Origin of the sequence: Pseudanabaena sp. CCNP1317 (assembly GCF_034931345.1) — a bacterium.
Lineage (GTDB): Bacteria > Cyanobacteriota > Cyanobacteriia > Pseudanabaenales > Pseudanabaenaceae > Pseudanabaena > Pseudanabaena galeata.
Map to the genome: position 1 here is coordinate 1 of NZ_JAYGIF010000158.1, position 17,827 is coordinate 17,827.

The window sequence follows — 17,827 nt, forward strand, 5'->3', positions numbered from 1 at the left end:
AATTGTAAGTTCGATTTTTACTTTTGTGCCTTCTACACTTATTAACTTTGCCGACATTTTCTTTCTTGATCTCCTTCGTTATTCTTTCATTGTTCTACAATCTTCGTATTATGTCAAGGTCGCACCCGTCCTCGCTAGCGAAAGGATAAAAGCCATGAAAACATTTTTCACTAGCCTAGCCGCAGTCTTGTTACTGGCAGCACCAGCATGGAGTAGCCCGATCGCCCTCATACCTCACCCACCGATCCAATCAGCTACCGTCAGCGCTCCCGAAAAGCTGCACCAAGCAGGACACAATGCCTTTGCTGAAGGACGCTTTGCCGAAGCTGCCTCTCAGTGGCAACAAGCCGCCACTCTCTACCGTCAGCAAGGCGATCGCCTGCATGAAGCAGTTCTCTTAGCCAACCTCGCCTTGACTTATCGCGAACTAGGACAATGGCAAGAAGCAACAAGTGCAATTACCACCAGTCTAGAACTAACTAAGTCTTTGCAACCAGTCACGGCTGATGTACAACGTGCGATCGCCCAAGCATTAGATACGCAGGGTAGTTTAGCTTTTGCACAGGGCAAATCTGAAGTTGCATTGCAAACATGGCAAGAAGCACTGATCTTACATCAACAACTTAGTGACGAACCTGCGCGTATTCGTAACGTCATTAATCAAGCAAGAGCTTACCAGAGACTCGGACTATTCATTCGCTCCCATCAGATGATCGCGATCGCCAATGCATCAGTCATGCAGCAACCCGATTCCCTACTAAAAGTGGAACTTCTCCACCACATCGGTAACATTTTAATGGTAATCGATGAACCTGCCAAATCCCTACCCTATTTGCAACAGAGTCGGCAAATCTTAGCAAAATTGGGAGATAGTCCCGCCGCCCATACACTGAAAAGTGGAATCTTGCGCGATCTCGGTCATCTGGCGCAGACACGAACAGAAGATGAGGACGCACTTGCCACAACCCTTAATTTCTATACCGAAGCAATCACAACTGCCTTCTATCCCCTTGATCGCATTTATGCTCAACTTAGTCTAGCCGACTTACTTATAACAACTAACCAGCAGACAGAACTTGATCACTTACTCATCCAAATGCAGCCCAATATCGAGATGCTGCCCCTCAGTCGCAATGGCATCGAAAACCGTATCCGCTATGCTGAGATTCTGGGGAAACACGGACAACGAGAAGCCGCCGCGCTGCTATTAGCAAAAGCGATCGCCCAAGCTAAAACCCTTGGCGATAACCGCACCCATATTTATGCCCTTGGTACGCTTGGTCATCTGTACGAACAAAATCAACAATTTCCCGAAGCGATATCGCTCACTCGTGAAGCGATCGTCATGGCACAAGCAAACAACACCGACGAACTCACCTATCAGTGGCATTGGCAATTAGCCAGACTGCTCAAAGCCACTGGCAAGAATGAAGAGTCCCTGATATCCTACAATCAAGCTGTCGAAGTACTTAAATCGATTCAAAGTGACTTAGCATCCGCTTCTACTAATGCCCAGTTCTCTTTTCAAGAAAGCGTCGAACCTCTATACCGAGAATATGTGAGCTTGCTCCTCGACACCAGTGGCTCTAACGATAAACAAAACAATCAGCAAAAACTGAAACAGACACAATCGGTGATTGAATCTTTAAAATTTGCCGAATTGGTAAACTTCTTCCGTAATGACTGTCTCAAAACACAGTCGAATGATGTCACAAAAATTGACCGAACCGCCGCCATCGTTTACGTGATTACGCTCAGCGATCGCCTTGAAGTCCTACTTACCCTACCTGATGGAAATATCAAGCGTTACACCACAGCGATCGCGGCATCTGAAGTAGAGTCAAATGCGATCGACTTCCGAACTAATCTCCGAGATGTCAGTTCTCAAGATTATTTGGAATCAGCCCAAACCATCTATAACTGGACAGTCCGTCCTCTCGAAGCCGATCTGGCAAGCAACAAAGTCCAAACCCTTGTGATTGTTTCTGACGACGCACTGCGTAATATTCCCTTTGCCGCCCTACATGACGGCAAACAATTTTTGATTGAGAAATACAATCTTGCTTCATCCCCCGGACTGCAATTATTAGACTCTAAACCGATCTCCAAAAAGCAAATCAATGTATTACTAGTAGGCTTAACCCAGTCGCGCTTTGCTTTCTCCACACTTCCCGCTGTTCAACAAGAACTAGAATCAATTCAAAAAAGAGTTGGCAGCAACAGATCGGAGATACTTCTCAATGACACATTCACTAGCCAAAATCTCCAACATTCTTTACAAGCTTTTCCATTCCCTGTGGTGCATATTGCTACGCACGGACAGTTTAGCTCCAAAGCCATTGACACATTTATCGTGGCATGGGATCGCAAAGTGAATATTGAACAGTTAAATGGAATTTTACGATCGCTAGAACACAATGATACAGAACCATTAGAACTGCTGATTTTAAGCGCTTGTCAAACTGCGACTGGTGATAAGCGATCGGCTTTAGGCTTGGCAGGAATTGCTGTACGAGCAGGAGCGCGGAGCACAATCGGTTCGTTATGGCAAATTAGTGATGATGCTACGGCTATTCTGATGTCTGACTTATATGCCAAACTCGCTGATCGCAATGTCACCAGAGCCGAAGCGCTTCGCTCCTCTCAACTCACCTTACTCAAAAACAAAAAATTTGACCATCCTTACTATTGGTCGCCTTTTATTTTGTTAGGTAATTGGCAATAAAATAGACTCGGATGCTTCGCATCCGAGTCTATTTTCAGGACATTATTCCCATTCAATCGTTCCAGGGGGTTTGGATGTGATATCTAACACCACGCGATTGACACCTTCCACTTCATTGACAATCCGATTAGAAATAATTTCCAACAGATCATAGGGGACCCTTGCCCAATCCGCAGTCATGCCATCTTCACTGGTAACAAGGCGCAAAACGATAGGATGCGAATAAGTCCGCTTATCTCCCATCACACCAACACTACGCACTGTGGGCAACAGCACCGCAAACGCTTGCCAGAGATTATTGTATTGACCTGCACGATTGATTTCTTGACGCACGATCAAGTCAGCATCACGTAAAGTATTTAAGCGATCGCTCGTAATATCACCGATAATCCGAATCGCTAAGCCAGGACCGGGGAACGGCTGACGCTTAACAATCTCTTCGGGAAGTCCAAGCGCTGTACCAACTTTCCGCACTTCATCCTTAAAGAGTTTGCGAAGTGGCTCTACGAGAGTAAATCGCAGATTATCGGGTAAGCCGCCTACATTGTGATGGCTCTTAATTTTGACAGCAACACGTTTACCAGTGACTGGATCAGCGTTTGTATCAGCAGATTCAATTACATCTGGATAAAGAGTGCCTTGAGCAAGGAAGTCAAATGGCCCTAATCTCTGGGATTCTTCCTCAAAAACATTGATAAATTCGCCACCAATAATCTTCCGCTTTTGCTCAGGATCAGTAACTCCCTTGACCCTCTCAAGGAATCTTTCGCGAGCGTTGACATACTCAACATGAATATGGAACTGTTCTTCAAAGAGTTTGACGAGGCGTTCTGGTTCGAGCTTTCGCATGAAGCCTTGATCGATAAACATACAGGTGAGTTTATCGCCGATCGCCTTATGCAATAAAAAGGCAAGTGTGGAAGAATCTACACCACCTGAAAGAGCTAGTAATACCCGCTTATCACCGACTTGAGCGCGGATTTCACGGATCGAATTTTCGATAAAAGCATCAGTTGTCCAACTTGGCTCACATTCACAAATGTGATAAACAAAATTACGAATCATCGCCATCCCACCTGCGGAATGGACGACCTCAGGATGGAACTGTACCCCATATAGCTTTTTGTCATGATCGGCGATCGCCGCACAGGGAGTGTTAGCGGTATGTGCTAATACTTCAAATCCTCTAGGTAAATCAATTACTGAGTCACCATGACTCATCCACATGGTGACACCTGTATCTACATTAGTAAATAAATCAGTGGGATCATCAATTTGTAACTCAGCTTTACCATATTCCCCACGCTCAGCTTGCTCGACCTTACCGCCGAGTTGCTTCGCCATCAGTTGCATTCCATAGCAAACACCTAAAACAGGAATGCCCAAATTAAAAATTTCAGGATCACACTGAGGAGCGCCTGCATCATAAACAGAGTTAGGACCACCTGATAGGATGATGCCTTTGGGGTTAAACTTCAGTAAATCTTCGGCTGATATGTGATAGGTTAAAACCTCAGAATAAACCTGTGTCTCACGGATACGTCGAGCAATTAGCTCCGAGTACTGAGAGCCAAAATCGAGAATAGCGATCATTGAACGACTAGTTATATTGTCTGTGGTACGATCAGAGTCTGGGATAGGGGAATCAGTACTAGAAGAAAGAGAACCTTCAAGATTTAGTACTGCATTCGACGATGTTGGAGGGGAAGAAACCACAGTAGATACCTCTATCTTAATGAGATAGCATTTAATGAGATAGTCAGGCTTTCGGTAAGCCTATCGCTGCGAAAAAGTAGCTATTCCTACAATGCTAGCAAAACGGTACGTCTTTATGGTGAAAAAAATGCGTAAAAAAGTTATGACTGCGATCGCATTGTTACCTATTTCTACACTATCAATTTTAGCGATACCAGTTTTTGTAGGTAACAATCAAAATTTTCTCTCTAACAGTTTTTTAAATTCCTCAGCAGGAGCCGTGCAGTTACGTGATGGCAAAACCTATTTTGTACAACTGCCATTTCTTTTAGGGGCGGAAACCACTGTAAATCGGATTTATTCTCGGAGTGCGATTTATTACTTTGCGATCGCCTTACCTGAAAATATGGGGGAGCCTTTACAAAAGCTAGAAGTTACTCAAACAGAAGGTTTTGATGCGGTTGATTTTCTGAGCAATGAAACGATCGCTTATTTGCAGTTGTCTTCAGGAGAGCGTATCGCTATTTCTAGTAAAACTGAGATTTTGCCAAGTCAAAATCGCGATAAAGTGATAATTACTTTTGACCCGCCAATTCCTGCCAGCAATCAGCTTAACAGTAAGCTAATTGTAGGACTGCGACCTGTCCGCAATCCTCGTTATGATGGTGTTTACCTCTTTGGAGTGACTGCATTTCCTCAAGGTGATCGCCCAAATTCACAATTTCTTGGTTATGGCAGGCTCAGTTTCTACGATTCACGTTATTACTGATGTTACGTGGAACTCAGATAATGAACCTCTAGCTGTTAGCATAACAGGGCAACCACGGGGGGATTGCCCCTACCTGTAAATTTTAGATCTTGTAGGGGCTGTGCCCCCGTGCCAGCCCTAGACTTACGCCATCGCAAGAATTCCTTCCACGTAACATCAGTTATTAGTTATTTAGTTGAGTAGGGTGGGCATTGCCCACCCTACTCAACTAACAGGGTGTTTTATAAAAAAACATTGACGTTTGCTATACACTATTGGCAGATAGTAACTAGATAAATAACTATGACCTTCACAACAGAATCGCCCATAACTCCTGTAGAAGCAGAGTCTAGTTTTGCACCCCCGACTAATCACATTGTGCAAACGATCCAGACTGTCATCGCCAGTATGGATGCTGACAATTCGGCTCTTGAAAACCAGACCGAGGATACGTGGAAATTTCAATATGGCACTGTAGAGGTAGTTGTCAACATTACTGGAACTGAGCCTGATGATACCTTTACTGTTTTTTCGACAGTACTGGCTGCACCATTTAAAGATGAAGCAAAAATGACACGCTGGCTTTTAGAGAAAAACGCTGCTGATACCTTTGAAGCTCGTTATGCAATCCAGAACGATCAAGTACTGGTATTGTGTTCCCGCTCTGTCGAGGATCTTTCACCTGCGGAAATTTCTCGGATCATCACGATTGTGGCAGCGATCGCTGATGACAATGACGAAGTATTAAAAGAAAATTTTGGCGCATAGAACTGTGTTTTATAAGAAAGTATCCCTTGGGTACTTTCTTGTCATTTTTATAAATTCATGAACAAACAATGGCAGCTTGTTCCTTATTCCGAGATATCGGGAAAGTTGCAAATGGCTCTTGATAATTCTTTGCTCGATCTTCATAGTCAAGATCCGCAATCACCATCAATTTTAAGATTTTATCGCTGGACTCCACCCGCAATTTCTTTAGGGCTTCATCAAAAGCAATATCCCGTTCGTTGGAATGCGATCGCTCAAAAGCATAATCTCGATATCGTTCGTCGTCCGAGTGGGGGGCGTGCTGTGCTGCATCAAGGCGAGTTGACTTATGCAGTAATTACCAGTGCTGATATTTGTGGGGATAAAGTTGGTGAGTTTGATGACAATACCTTTGGCAGAAAGCGATCGCATCGTGAGATCTACGAATATATCAGCGAATTTCTCATTCAAGGTTTTGCCAAGTTGGGGATTAATCTAAGCTATGGCAAGGCAGGGCGGGGCTATATTCACAATCCCAGTTGCTTCTCCACAGCAACCAATGCGGATCTAGTAATTGCGGACGGACGCAAACTGATCGGTAGCGCTCAAGTGTATCGTCATAATTCAGTTTTGCAGCACGGATCAATCTCGATCAATCCTAATTACAGGTTATTGACAGAGCTATTTCAAGCAGAAGTTCCAATTGTTGGTTACCAAGAACTGGCATGGAATACCCACAAAGACTTAGCCGTAGAAATTATCGATGTTCTATCTCAATCGGCGCGGGATTACTTTCAGGCGGAGTTCTTGTAGTTCTGCTGGAGTCAAATTTCGCCATTGTCCCACAGCTAGATCTCCTAAACTTAAATGGGCGATCGCTACACGTACTAGTCGCAAAGTCGGGAAACCAACTGCTGCTGTCATTTTCCTAACTTGTCGATTTTTTCCTTCGGTTAATGTCATCTCAATCCATGCTGTAGGAATATTGGCGCGAAATCGAATAGGCGGAATCCTTTCTGGTAAATCTGGGTCAGTATCTAATAAATTAGCGATCGCTGGTTTAGTCCGATATCCTTGGATGGTCACCCCATTACGCAATTTCTGTAAAGCTGCTTCAGTGGGAATGTTTTCTACTTGTACCCAATAGGTTCGGGGATGTTCAAACTGGGGATCGATTAAGCGATGCTTTAACTGTCCATCATTGGTGAGGAGTAACAATCCTTCACTGTCAAAATCCAATCTTCCTACTGAATACACTTCAGGGATATCAATATATTCCTTTAAAGTAGGACGGGGAGATCCACTATCGTTAGTAAACTGACAGAGAACGCCATAGGGTTTATAGAAAACAATATATTTGGGAATGTATTTGGGAATATCGGGGCGATCGCTCATAAATTTTTTAGAGAATAAAAAAGCTCGCACTGCGAGCTTTTTTATTCTAATCTAGCGCTGTGGCTTACCAAATACTTGTACCCAGTAATGCCGATAGGGGGAGTTGGACGCATTCGCATATCCAAATCCAATCTCTGTAAACTTAGCATTGAGAATATTGGCACGATGTCCAGAGCTATTCATCCATTGTCGAATTGTTCCTTCAGGTGTAGCTTTACCTGCGGCAATATTTTCGCCTAATGCCGAATATTTATAGCCAGTCCTCTTAGCTCTGTCTACCATACTTGAACCATTCAGCCCTGTATGGCTAAAATAATTATTCCTTGCCATATCTCCAGCATGTGACTGAGCTGCGCTTGTCAATTGTGAAGATAGCTTTAGTGGAGGCAAACCGACTTTTTTCCGTTCTAAGTTCGTCAACTTTAATAACTCAGCTTCAAAGCTGACTCGACTAGTACTTTGGCTGATGTTACGAATAGATTGGATTGGGGAAACTTGTTTTTGTTGTTTGAGTGAAGATGTCGCACCTAACTCAGATGTGATCGCCATTGTCCCCCCAAATACCAAAAGGCTACAGCAGACTAAAGTTGATTTCATAAAATTAGTTGCACAACTTGTGAATAAATACACATGGTTATTGACTTTGCCATCACTTAAGGGTTCCCATATTAAAGAACGTAAGTTACAGGCTCTAAAAAAATTTAAGTTTTAAAAATATGCAACGAAATATTTAGGTAACACAAATGACACCTTACCAAGACCACACAACAATTGGTTGCGCTGAATGTACAAAGGGAGCGGGATTAGGATTTGACTTTACGATGGCATTTCAACCAATTGTTAACACTACTACCAAGGAAGTTTTTGCCCAAGAGGCTTTAGTTAGGGGGATCAATCAGGAGCCTGCGGGTGAAATTTTGGCGCGAATCAATGATGACAATCGCTATCGCTTTGATCAAGCTTGTCGAGTCAAGGCAGTGCAATTGGGGGCGAAGCTAAATATTAAATCTTTTGTCAGTATTAATTTTTTGCCAAATGCAGTTTATCGTCCTGAATTATGTATTCGGACAACTCTTGAAGCTGCTGAGACCTTTGGGTTTCCTGTTGACCGTATTATCTTTGAGATTACTGAAGGAGAGAAAATTGAGGATCATGGACATCTTCGAGAAATTGTTCAATACTATCGACAACAGGGTTTTTTAACAGCGATCGATGACTTTGGGGCGGGCTACTCAGGGCTTAACTTATTAGCTGAGTTCCAAACTGATTTAGTCAAGTTAGATATGGGTTTAATTCGCCACATTGATCAAAATAAGGGTCGCAAAGCGATCGTTAAAGGAATTATTCAAGTATGTAAAGAGTTAGATATTAAGGTGATCGCTGAAGGCGTTGAGACCTACGAAGAGCTAAATATTCTCCAATCTTTTGGAATTGAGCTATTCCAAGGTTATTATTTTGCCAAGCCAAAATTTCAAGGTTTAGCGGCTCTAAATAATCTATAGCAATCCTACATGGTTTGAGAGAGTGCGCCCCTTCGGGGCGCACTCTCTCAAACCCTTGCCTTTCTCACGATTCATTTGGGATTTCTATATCTGGACAAACTAAAACCCAATAGAGAGTTGCGGCGCGAAGCGCCGCAACTCTCTATTGGGTCTATACCTTCACAGAAATTGACATTTATTGATATTTATATAACGTTTCAATCTTGATATATCACTCTATTTGTAGATGACGATCCCCATCAGTCAACCTAGTGTGAGATATTGACAGCTCAGAAAACGTAGAATTCAAGTAATAACCATGATTCATCAATTAGCAGTTCGCTTAGGTGTGTCGTGTGTGCTACTCGCAACCTTGCCTTTGGCTACAGACGAAATAGTTAAATATGTTCAAGCTCCTCATATTTTTTCAGGAATTGGAGCGATCGCATCATGTGTTGGAGCCTGTGTACCAGTTTTAACCCTATTTCGCAATTCCGATTAAGCCCAGCGACCAATCACAATCCGCACCGTCCCGTCTTCTAATAATTCCTGTTGCTCGATCGCAAAGCCTTGTTGAGTAGCACTCTCTAAAACTATTTGAGTAGCGTATTGCTGATTTAGTTCGCCTAGAAATTCCTCAATATTCATCGCTAAGCCCCACATGTCAGCGATGAGTTCATAGCGATCGCCTACTTTCCGAAAGCCAATGTCATAGGCATTAGGCATGGGGATCACATAGTCGGCTGTAGTAGCATCGCCAAGGTATCCGCGCACTAAAGTGTTTTGCTTGATAGGATAGCCTAACGATTGCAACGCTTGCTCAAGTAAGTCACCATTTTTGATTTCGATGGCGATCGTAGTAAAGTGGGACATAAAATTTTGAATAAAGGAAGCGCAAAGCACTGCATTTATTCTAAGTTAATTGCGAATTTTCGTAATTCTTGAAGTAATTGTTCATCATTAGACGCAGTTCTTGCACCAGACTCAGCCGCCCATTGTTTGAGGGATTCGATTTGCTGTGAGGCGATCGCTGCTAATGGGACAGTCTCCTCGATCGCACTAATGATATCTTCGGTGGTGAAATCTTCGCGGTTGCCACTGCTACCCCGCCCAAAAGCGCGATGAATACCATCAATAATTACTTGTTCAATTTCTGCCCCACTAAAGTTTTTGGTATGTCGTGATAAAAGCATCAGATCAAACTCGCGCAAACGACTGGGGCGTAATTTTTGTAGGTGCACTTTAAAAATTTCTTGCCGTTCCGATTCGGTGGGTAAATTTAAAAAGAAGATTTCATCAAATCTTCCTTTTCGCAAAAGTTCGGCTGGCAAAATTCGGACATTATTAGCTGTGGCAACAATAAAAACTGGGGCAGTTTTTTCTTGCATCCAAGTGATCAATGTTCCAAATACACGCCGACTTGCGCCCGAGTCCCCGTCAGTAGATACATTGGCATTACCAAAGGCTTTATCGATCTCATCAATCCACAATACACAGGGGGCAGTTGCCTCAGCAAGTTGGATCATCTGCCGCATCCGACTCTCACTCTCACCTACAAAACTCCCAAATAGCCTGCCGATATCCAGACGCAATAATGGTAATCGCCATTCATTAGCGATCGTTTTTGCTGATAAAGATTTGCCAGTACCTTGAATGCCGACCAATAAAACACCCTTGGGCGTGGGAATACCATAGCGCTTTGCCTCTTCCGTAAAAGCATCCCGTCGAATCCTTACCCATTGCTTGAGATTGTCTAAACCGCCCACATTTTTCAGCGATTCGTTAACGGTAAAAAATTCTAAAATTCCCGTCTGTCTGATCGCTTGTTGCTTTTCGGCAAGGACAGCATCAATGTCAGCATCGTTAACTTGCTCTTTTTCGGCGATCGCCTTAGCTAAAACTCTTTGAATACGGGTACGGCTCAAACCCTGACAAGCCTTGACTAGTTGCTCCAAGGCTAATTTAGACAAATTCAGTTTATTTGGTGAGATTTTTTGCTTGATTAAATATTCGATTTCGGCGATCGCAGGCAAAGGAAAATCGATGGCTGTAATTTCTTCGGTCAATTCAGGCGGTATTTCTAGGACATGACTAGTTAAAGCGATAGTGCGGCGATCAAGTTTCAGATCCCGAGCAAGATTTTTTAACTCACGAATAATCGGAATGTGGCGATCGTGATGGGGATATTTAAGAATCGGATGCAAATCTCGCAACACATATAAGACATTATCGCCATCCTTAGTTGCCTTATCCCGTTGAGCAATCCGTGACAAAGCCGCCATCACCGATCCTTTATCCGCATTATTGTCGTTCCAGCCTCTGGCAATGTCCCAAAACAAGATTCTGCGGCTAGGACTAGATTGCAAAGCTACCTCTGTCAAAATGTCTTCAACAGGCTCTTCTTCGGCTGTAACTATATATATCAGTGGATATTTGGCGCGGAGTAATAAATCAAACTGCTCTATCAGAGCTTGATAGACTCTGCTTTTGAGGGGAGATACTGGAATTATTGGCGATTGTGGCGACATATTGGCAAGTATAGCAATAAGCAAAGTAGGGTGGGCAATGCCCACCCTACTTCTGGAATAAAAATCAATGTTTTCAGCGCCTTCGGCGCTGGGAACATTATTAGGCTGCTGCGAGTACTTGCTCTTCGAGTTTGGCTAGTCTGTCAGTGAGTAGCTCCTCTAAGGTAACTAGTGCTTTAGAAAAACCCTTGATTCCTTCATCAAGCTTTTCGGCTGCCATGCGATCGCTAGCGTGCATCGCTTCAAAAGTCGCCTTATCCATGGGGATTTGGGCAATATCGGCATGAGAAGCAATTTCGGGATCAAGTTTGCGGACTAGTTCGCCTTGGGTATGGTGTAGCTCATCCAGTAAAGCAGGGGAAATTGTCAACAAATCACAGCCCGCCAGCTCAACGATCTCGCCCATATTGCGAAAACTTGCGCCCATGATTTCGGTTTTATAACCAAACTTTTTGTAGTAGTTATAAATTCTCGCCACTGATAATACCCCTGGGTCTTCGGCAGCAGGATAGCTATCTCTACCTGTATCTTTTTTGTACCAATCGAGAATCCGTCCTACAAAGGGTGAAATTAATTTCACGCCTGCCTCAGCACAGGCGATCGCTTGGTGTAACCCAAATAGCAAGGTCAAATTGCAATGAATACTTTCTTTTTCAAGTGATTCGGCAGCTTTGATCCCTTCCCAAGTTGAGGCGATTTTGATCAAGATGCGATCGCGGGAAATCCCATGAGCCTCATACTGTGAAATTAAATAATGCGCCTTAGCGATCGTTGCTTCGGTGTTGTAAGACAAACGCGCATCTACCTCAGTGGAAACACGACCAGGAATAATTTGCAAAATCCTCATCCCAAAGGCGATCGCTAAGCGATCAAAAGCTAAAGAAACCACTTGAGTTGGTAGAGCCTCTTTACCTAGATCTTTTCTAGCTTCTAGTAAGGTCTCGTCAACAATCTCTTGATATTGGGGCATCTGAGCCGCCGCAGTAATCAAGGATGGGTTTGTGGTTGCATCTTGAGGTTTCACCATCTCAATCGCATGGATATCACCTGTATCGGCAACCACTACAGTCATTTCACGCAACTGATCGAGAAAACTTTTGGGCAAATCATTAGGCATCATGTCCTCCATAGCACCAGTCATCACTGGCTACCTTTGCACGCCTATCTTAACCTTAACAATTTTGAGGGTTAGGCAACCTTTAGGGAAACTACAAGATCACTGCCTGAATAGGGGAGAAAACATGATGTTTGCGAATTTAATAAAGTTTTATTAAGAAAAATGTAGATCTCATTGACTTAATAAACTGAGCTAATTTGTCTAAATTTATTGCAGAGTCAAGGATTGAGCTGATTTGAGACATTCTAAACAATTGTTACAAAGACTCTAGAGCGACACAAACGTAAATCTATAATTACGACATCGTGGCTTAGGTTCTCTTGTTAAAGCAGTACTTATCTCATTCATAGATTCAGCACTATGAGAGAACTAGCCTAATCGTTTAATCTACTTTGTCTTAACAGTCTGAGAGAGGAAAATTTTCATGACAATGACTCCTCAAAAGCCAGACACAGAGGTAAAGGTATCGGTTGATCGTGATGTAGTACCTACTTCCTTCGAGAAGTGGGGACAACCTGGTCACTTCGATCGCACCCTTAAGAAGGGACCAAAAACCACCACATGGATTTGGGATCTTCATGCCAATGTGCATGACTTTGACAGTTTCACAACCGAAGAAGATACTGCCCGTAAGATCTTCTCCGCTCACTTTGGGCACCTAGGTATTATCTTTATCTGGCTCAGTGGTATGTATTACCACGGAGCAAAATTCTCTAACTACACTGGTTGGCTTGCCGATCCAGTCAACATCAAACCCAGCGCCCAAGTGGTCTGGAATGTTGTCGGACAAGATATCTTGAATGGCGATGTTGGCGGCGGTTTCCAAGGTATTCAAATCACTTCTGGTTTGTTCCACCTTTGGAGAGCATCTGGTATCACTACCGAGTATCAACTCCTCTGCACCGCAATTGGCGGTTTGGTGATGGCAGGTTTGATGTTCTTCGCTGGTTGGTTTCACTACCACAAGGCAGCTCCTAAACTTGAGTGGTTTAAGAATGCTGAATCGATGATGAACCACCACTTGGCTGGTTTGCTCGGTTTAGGTTCTCTTGGTTGGGCTGGTCATCAGATCCACGTATCGATTCCTGTCAACTATTACCTTGACAAAGGCGTAGCTGCGACTCAGATACCTGCACCCCATGAGTTCATTCTTAATCCTTCCTTAATGTCGGATATTTTCCCAAGCTTTGCTCAAGGTTTGACTCCTTTCTTTTCCTTGAACTGGGGCGTTTATGCGGACTTCTTGACCTTTAAGGGTGGTTTGAATCCTCAAACTGGTGCTTTGTGGTTGACTGACCAAGCTCACCATCACCTTGCGATCGCTACACTTTTCATCATCGCTGGTCATATGTACCGCACCAACTGGGGTATCGGTCACAGCATGAAGGAAATGCTTGAAGCTCACAAGGGACCTCTAACTGGAGAAGGTCACAAGGGCTTGTATGAAATCTTCACAACCTCTTGGCACGCTCAGTTATCTTGGAACTTAGCTTTGATGGGTTCTTTGAGCATCATCGTTGCACAACACATGTATGCAATGCCTGCTTATCCCTACATTGCTACTGACTACGCAACTCAAGTTTCACTATTTACACATCACATGTGGATTGGCGGCTTCTTGATCTGTGGTGGTGCTGCTCACGCTGGTATCTTCATGGTTCGTGATTACGATCCTGCTAAGAATGTAAACAACTTGCTTGATCGCGTGCTTCGTCATCGTGATGCAATTATTTCTCATCTCAACTGGGTATGTATATTCCTTGGCTTCCACAGCTTTGGTCTCTACATCCACAACGACACCATGCGTGCGTTGGGTCGTCCTCAAGACATGTTCTCTGACACTGCAATTCAGTTGAAGCCTGTATTCGCTAATTGGATTCAAGGTATTCATGCTGCTGCTGCTGGTACAACTGCTCCTTATGCAGGCGCTAGTGTTAGCCCCATCTTCGGTGGTGAAACCCTCGTTGTCGGCGGTAAAGTTGCAGTTGCACACATGGCTCTTGGTACGGCTGACTTCTTGGTTCACCACATCCATGCATTCACCATTCACGTTACTGTCTTAATTTTGTTGAAAGGCGTGCTTTATGCGCGTAGCTCTCGCTTAATTCCAGACAAAGCTGAACTCGGCTTCCGCTTCCCTTGCGACGGTCCTGGTCGTGGCGGTACATGTCAAGTTTCGGCATGGGATCACGTATTCCTAGGTCTTTTCTGGATGTACAACTGTATTTCCGTTGTCATCTTCCACTTCTCTTGGAAAATGCAGTCCGACATTTTCGGTACTGTTGATGCAAGCGGCACAATCACCAATATGGCTGGTGGTAACTTTGCACAGAGTGCATTGACCATCAATGGCTGGTTGCGTGACTTCTTGTGGGCGCAAGCTTCTAACGTAATCCAATCCTACGGCTCGGCATTGTCGGCTTACGGTTTGATCTTCTTAGGCGCTCACTTCATCTGGGCATTTAGCCTCATGTTCCTGTTCAGTGGTCGTGGCTACTGGCAAGAATTGATCGAGTCAATCGTTTGGGCTCACAACAAGCTCAACGTTGCTCCTGCTATTTCTCCTCGCGCTTTGAGCATTACTCAAGGTCGTGCAGTGGGTCTAGCTCACTACCTATTAGGTGGAATTGCCACAACTTGGGCATTCTTCCTAGCCCGTTACGGTGCACTTGGCTAATATTAACGGAGAAATTGAAGTAATTATGGCAACGAAATTTCCTAAGTTTAGCCAGGCTCTCGCACAGGATCCAACAACCCGTCGGATCTGGTATGCGATCGCCACAGCGAACGATTTTGAAAGTCACGATGGTGTTACCGAAGAAAGTCTTTACCAAAAGATTTTTGCTTCTCACTTCGGACATCTGGCAATCATCTTCCTGTGGACATCTGGCAACCTGTTTCACGTAGCGTGGCAGGGTAACTTCGAGCAATGGATTCAAAATCCTCTCACTACACGTCCGATCGCCCATGCGATTTGGGACCCTCATTTCGGTAAAGCGGCTGTTGAAGCATTCACTCAAACTGATGCTGCTGGCCCCGTAAACATCGCTTATTCGGGTGTTTACCATTGGTGGTACACCATCGGTATGCGTACCAACGCTGAACTATTCACTGGCGCAATCTGGATGCTAGTTTTTGCCGCCGTCTTGCTATTTGCAGGTTGGTTGCACCTTCAGCCCAGCTTCCGTCCTAGCCTTTCTTGGTTCAAGAATGCTGAGTCTCGTCTAAACCACCACTTGGCTGGTTTGTTCGGAGCTAGCTCCTTGGCATGGACTGGTCACATGGTTCACGTTGCGATTCCTGAATCTCGCGGTATCCATGTCGGTTGGGATAACTTCTTGAGCGTTCCTCCTCATCCAGCTGGTCTTGCACCTTTCTTCACTGGCAACTGGGGCGTATATGCTCAGGATCCCGATACCGCAGGGCATGTGTTTGGTACATCTCAAGGTGCTGGTACTGCAATCCTGACCTTCCTTGGTGGTTTCCATCCTCAAACTGAATCTCTTTGGATGACTGATATCGCGCATCACCACTTGGCGATCGCGGTTCTGTTCATCGTTGCTGGTCACATGTACCGTACCAACTTTGGCATCGGTCACAGCATGAAGACCATCATGGAAGCCCACAATCCTCCTAAAGGTACTCCTTTTGGTGGCATGATCGGTGAAGGTCACAAGGGTATGTATGACACTTACAATAACTCGCTTCATTTCCAACTTGGTTGGCATTTGGCTTGCTTGGGTGTTGTAACTTCCTTGGTTGCTCAGCACATGTACTCAATGCCTTCGTATGCATTCATTGCTAAAGACTTCACCACACAGGCTGCTTTGTATACTCATCACCAATACATTGCTGGCTTCTTGATGGTTGGTGCATTTGCTCACGGTGCGATCTTCTTCGTTCGTGACTACGATCCTGAGGCTAACAAGAATAACGTTCTTGCACGGATGCTTGAGCATAAGGAAGCTCTAATTTCTCACTTAAGTTGGGTTTCCTTGTTCTTAGGCTTCCACACCCTTGGCATCTACGTCCACAATGACGTAATGCAAGCTTTTGGAACTCCTGAAAAGCAAATCTTGATCGAGCCTGTTTTCGCTCAATGGATTCAAGCTGCTCACGGTAAAGCATTGTATGGATTTGATGTCCTACTTTCTAACCCTGATAGCATTGCTGCAACAGCTTGGCCAAATAGCGGTAACGTTTGGTTGTCTGGTTGGTTGGCTGGTATTAACGCTGGTGATAACTCTTTGTTCCTCACCGTTGGTCCTGGCGACTTCCTAGTTCACCATGCGATCGCTTTAGGTCTACACACCACCACCTTGATTTTGGTTAAGGGCGCGTTGGATGCTCGCGGTTCTAAGCTCATGCCAGACAAAAAAGACTTTGGCTACAGCTTCCCTTGCGACGGTCCTGGTCGTGGCGGTACTTGTGATATCTCTGCATGGGATTCCTTCTACCTCGCTATGTTCTGGATGTTGAATACCATCGGTTGGACAACCTTCTACTGGCACTGGAAACACCTCGGTGTATGGCAAGGTAACGTTGCTCAGTTCAACGAATCCTCTGTCACAATCATGGGCTGGCTCCGTGACTACCTATGGCTCAACTCTGCACAGTTGATCAATGGCTATAATCCCTATGGTATGAACAATATCTCTGTTTGGGCTTGGATGTTCCTCTTTGGACACCTCGTTTGGGCAACTGGATTCATGTTCTTGATCTCTTGGCGTGGTTACTGGCAAGAATTGATCGAAACCCTTGTATGGGCGCACCAACGCACTCCTCTTGCAAGTTTGGTTCAGTGGAAAGACAAGCCTGTGGCTCTCTCCATCGTTCAAGCTCGTTTGGTTGGCTTGGCTCACTTCACGATTGGCTACATTGTCACCTATGCAGCATTCTTGATTGCGTCTACTTCAACGGCTTTTGGTTAATACTAGACTGCTAGTTAATAAAAAACTCCCTCACGGTAACGTGGGGGAGTTTTTTATTACAGAAATTACCAATCAAATCCAAACCCAGTAAGATTTTTAAGTTATACCAAAACAAAAAATGGCTACGCCATTTTTTGTTTTTAAAACCCTTACTGGGTTTGGTTTTCAATTCACAAAAGTGTTGCTACACTTTCGTGAATTGGTATTAACTCTCATCATGAAAACGATTCTAGTGTTTTCAGCACCAAAGGTTAAATATATGGCTGTCGCCATTCTTGTTAGGACATAAAACCCAAATAGCGTGAGGCAATGCTTCGCACCGCCTCACGCTATTTGGGTTTTGAGTTGTCTTAATACAGGTGGCTATAGCTATAGCAACGCAAGAGATAGATATGACAAATCAAAACTAAAAAGATAAGTGACGGCGTGAAGCGCCGCCACTCATCTTTTTGGTTTTATG

The 17,827-nt window shown here is 44.2% G+C and carries 14 protein-coding genes; 8 read left to right on the forward strand and 6 right to left on the reverse strand.

What is annotated here, in order from left to right:
• Window positions 1-154: 154 nt before the first annotated feature.
• Window positions 155-2,725 carry a CHAT domain-containing protein gene (locus tag VB775_RS24745; RefSeq protein ID WP_281006778.1) on the forward strand — a complete coding sequence of 857 codons (2,571 nt, stop codon included), beginning with the start codon at window positions 155-157 and terminating at the stop codon, window positions 2,723-2,725.
• Between the two features lie 42 nt (window positions 2,726-2,767).
• On the opposite strand, the gene guaA is transcribed toward VB775_RS24745, so the two are convergent.
• Window positions 2,768-4,318, reverse strand: a complete 1,551-nt coding sequence (guaA, locus tag VB775_RS24750) for a glutamine-hydrolyzing GMP synthase (RefSeq protein ID WP_281009438.1) — start codon at window positions 4,316-4,318, stop codon at window positions 2,768-2,770.
• A gap of 250 nt (window positions 4,319-4,568) precedes the next feature.
• On the opposite strand from guaA, the gene VB775_RS24755 reads away from it, so the two are divergent.
• From VB775_RS24755 to VB775_RS24765, 3 genes are all read left to right on the forward strand, one after another.
• Window positions 4,569-5,189: a DUF2808 domain-containing protein gene (locus tag VB775_RS24755; protein ID WP_281006779.1), complete on the forward strand. Its 621-nt coding sequence runs from the start codon at window positions 4,569-4,571 to the stop codon at window positions 5,187-5,189.
• A 282-nt stretch (window positions 5,190-5,471) separates the two neighbouring features.
• Window positions 5,472-5,936 (forward strand): YbjN domain-containing protein, encoded by a 465-nt coding sequence (locus tag VB775_RS24760; protein WP_281006780.1) that lies wholly within the window; start codon window positions 5,472-5,474, stop codon window positions 5,934-5,936.
• Window positions 5,937-5,993: 57 nt separating this feature from the next.
• On the forward strand, window positions 5,994-6,728 hold the full coding sequence (locus VB775_RS24765; protein ID WP_323217047.1) for a lipoate--protein ligase family protein: 735 nt from the start codon (window positions 5,994-5,996) through the stop codon (window positions 6,726-6,728).
• On the opposite strand, the gene VB775_RS24770 is transcribed toward VB775_RS24765, so the two are convergent.
• Together VB775_RS24770 and VB775_RS24775 are read right to left on the reverse strand one after the other, a co-directional pair.
• Complete coding sequence (locus tag VB775_RS24770; protein ID WP_281006782.1) at window positions 6,684-7,310, reverse strand: pseudouridine synthase; 627 nt, start codon at window positions 7,308-7,310, stop codon at window positions 6,684-6,686. The genes VB775_RS24765 and VB775_RS24770 overlap by 45 nt on opposite strands.
• Before the next feature lie 51 nt (window positions 7,311-7,361).
• Complete coding sequence (locus VB775_RS24775; RefSeq protein WP_281006783.1) at window positions 7,362-7,907, reverse strand: CAP domain-containing protein; 546 nt, start codon at window positions 7,905-7,907, stop codon at window positions 7,362-7,364.
• 146 nt (window positions 7,908-8,053) lie between these two features.
• Here VB775_RS24775 and VB775_RS24780 point away from each other — a divergent pair, with 146 nt between their 5' ends.
• Both VB775_RS24780 and VB775_RS24785 read left to right on the forward strand, forming a co-directional pair.
• Window positions 8,054-8,812, forward strand: coding sequence for an EAL domain-containing protein (locus VB775_RS24780; protein ID WP_281006784.1), 759 nt, complete (start codon window positions 8,054-8,056; stop codon window positions 8,810-8,812).
• 298 nt (window positions 8,813-9,110) lie between these two features.
• Window positions 9,111-9,293, forward strand: a complete 183-nt coding sequence (locus VB775_RS24785) for a hypothetical protein (protein WP_103667401.1) — start codon at window positions 9,111-9,113, stop codon at window positions 9,291-9,293.
• Here VB775_RS24785 and VB775_RS24790 read toward each other — a convergent pair.
• The 3 genes from VB775_RS24790 to VB775_RS24800 form a co-directional block, all read right to left on the reverse strand.
• Window positions 9,290-9,664 carry a DUF1257 domain-containing protein gene (locus VB775_RS24790; protein ID WP_281006785.1) on the reverse strand — a complete coding sequence of 125 codons (375 nt, stop codon included), beginning with the start codon at window positions 9,662-9,664 and terminating at the stop codon, window positions 9,290-9,292. The two genes, VB775_RS24785 and VB775_RS24790, sit on opposite strands and share 4 nt — an antisense overlap.
• A 35-nt stretch (window positions 9,665-9,699) precedes the next feature.
• Window positions 9,700-11,319, reverse strand: a complete 1,620-nt coding sequence (locus VB775_RS24795) for an AAA family ATPase (RefSeq protein ID WP_281006786.1) — start codon at window positions 11,317-11,319, stop codon at window positions 9,700-9,702.
• 100 nt (window positions 11,320-11,419) lie between these two features.
• Window positions 11,420-12,460 carry a transaldolase gene (locus VB775_RS24800; protein WP_281006787.1) on the reverse strand — a complete coding sequence of 347 codons (1,041 nt, stop codon included), beginning with the start codon at window positions 12,458-12,460 and terminating at the stop codon, window positions 11,420-11,422.
• A gap of 400 nt (window positions 12,461-12,860) precedes the next feature.
• Between VB775_RS24800 and psaA the strand changes: the two genes are divergently transcribed.
• Both psaA and psaB read left to right on the forward strand, forming a co-directional pair.
• Window positions 12,861-15,113 (forward strand): photosystem I core protein PsaA, encoded by a 2,253-nt coding sequence (psaA, locus tag VB775_RS24805; protein WP_281006788.1) that lies wholly within the window; start codon window positions 12,861-12,863, stop codon window positions 15,111-15,113.
• 25 nt (window positions 15,114-15,138) lie between these two features.
• The gene (gene psaB / locus VB775_RS24810) at window positions 15,139-17,367 is read left to right on the forward strand and encodes a photosystem I core protein PsaB (RefSeq protein ID WP_281006789.1); all 2,229 of its coding nucleotides are present in this window, start codon (window positions 15,139-15,141) and stop codon (window positions 17,365-17,367) included.
• Window positions 17,368-17,827: the final 460 nt, after the last annotated feature.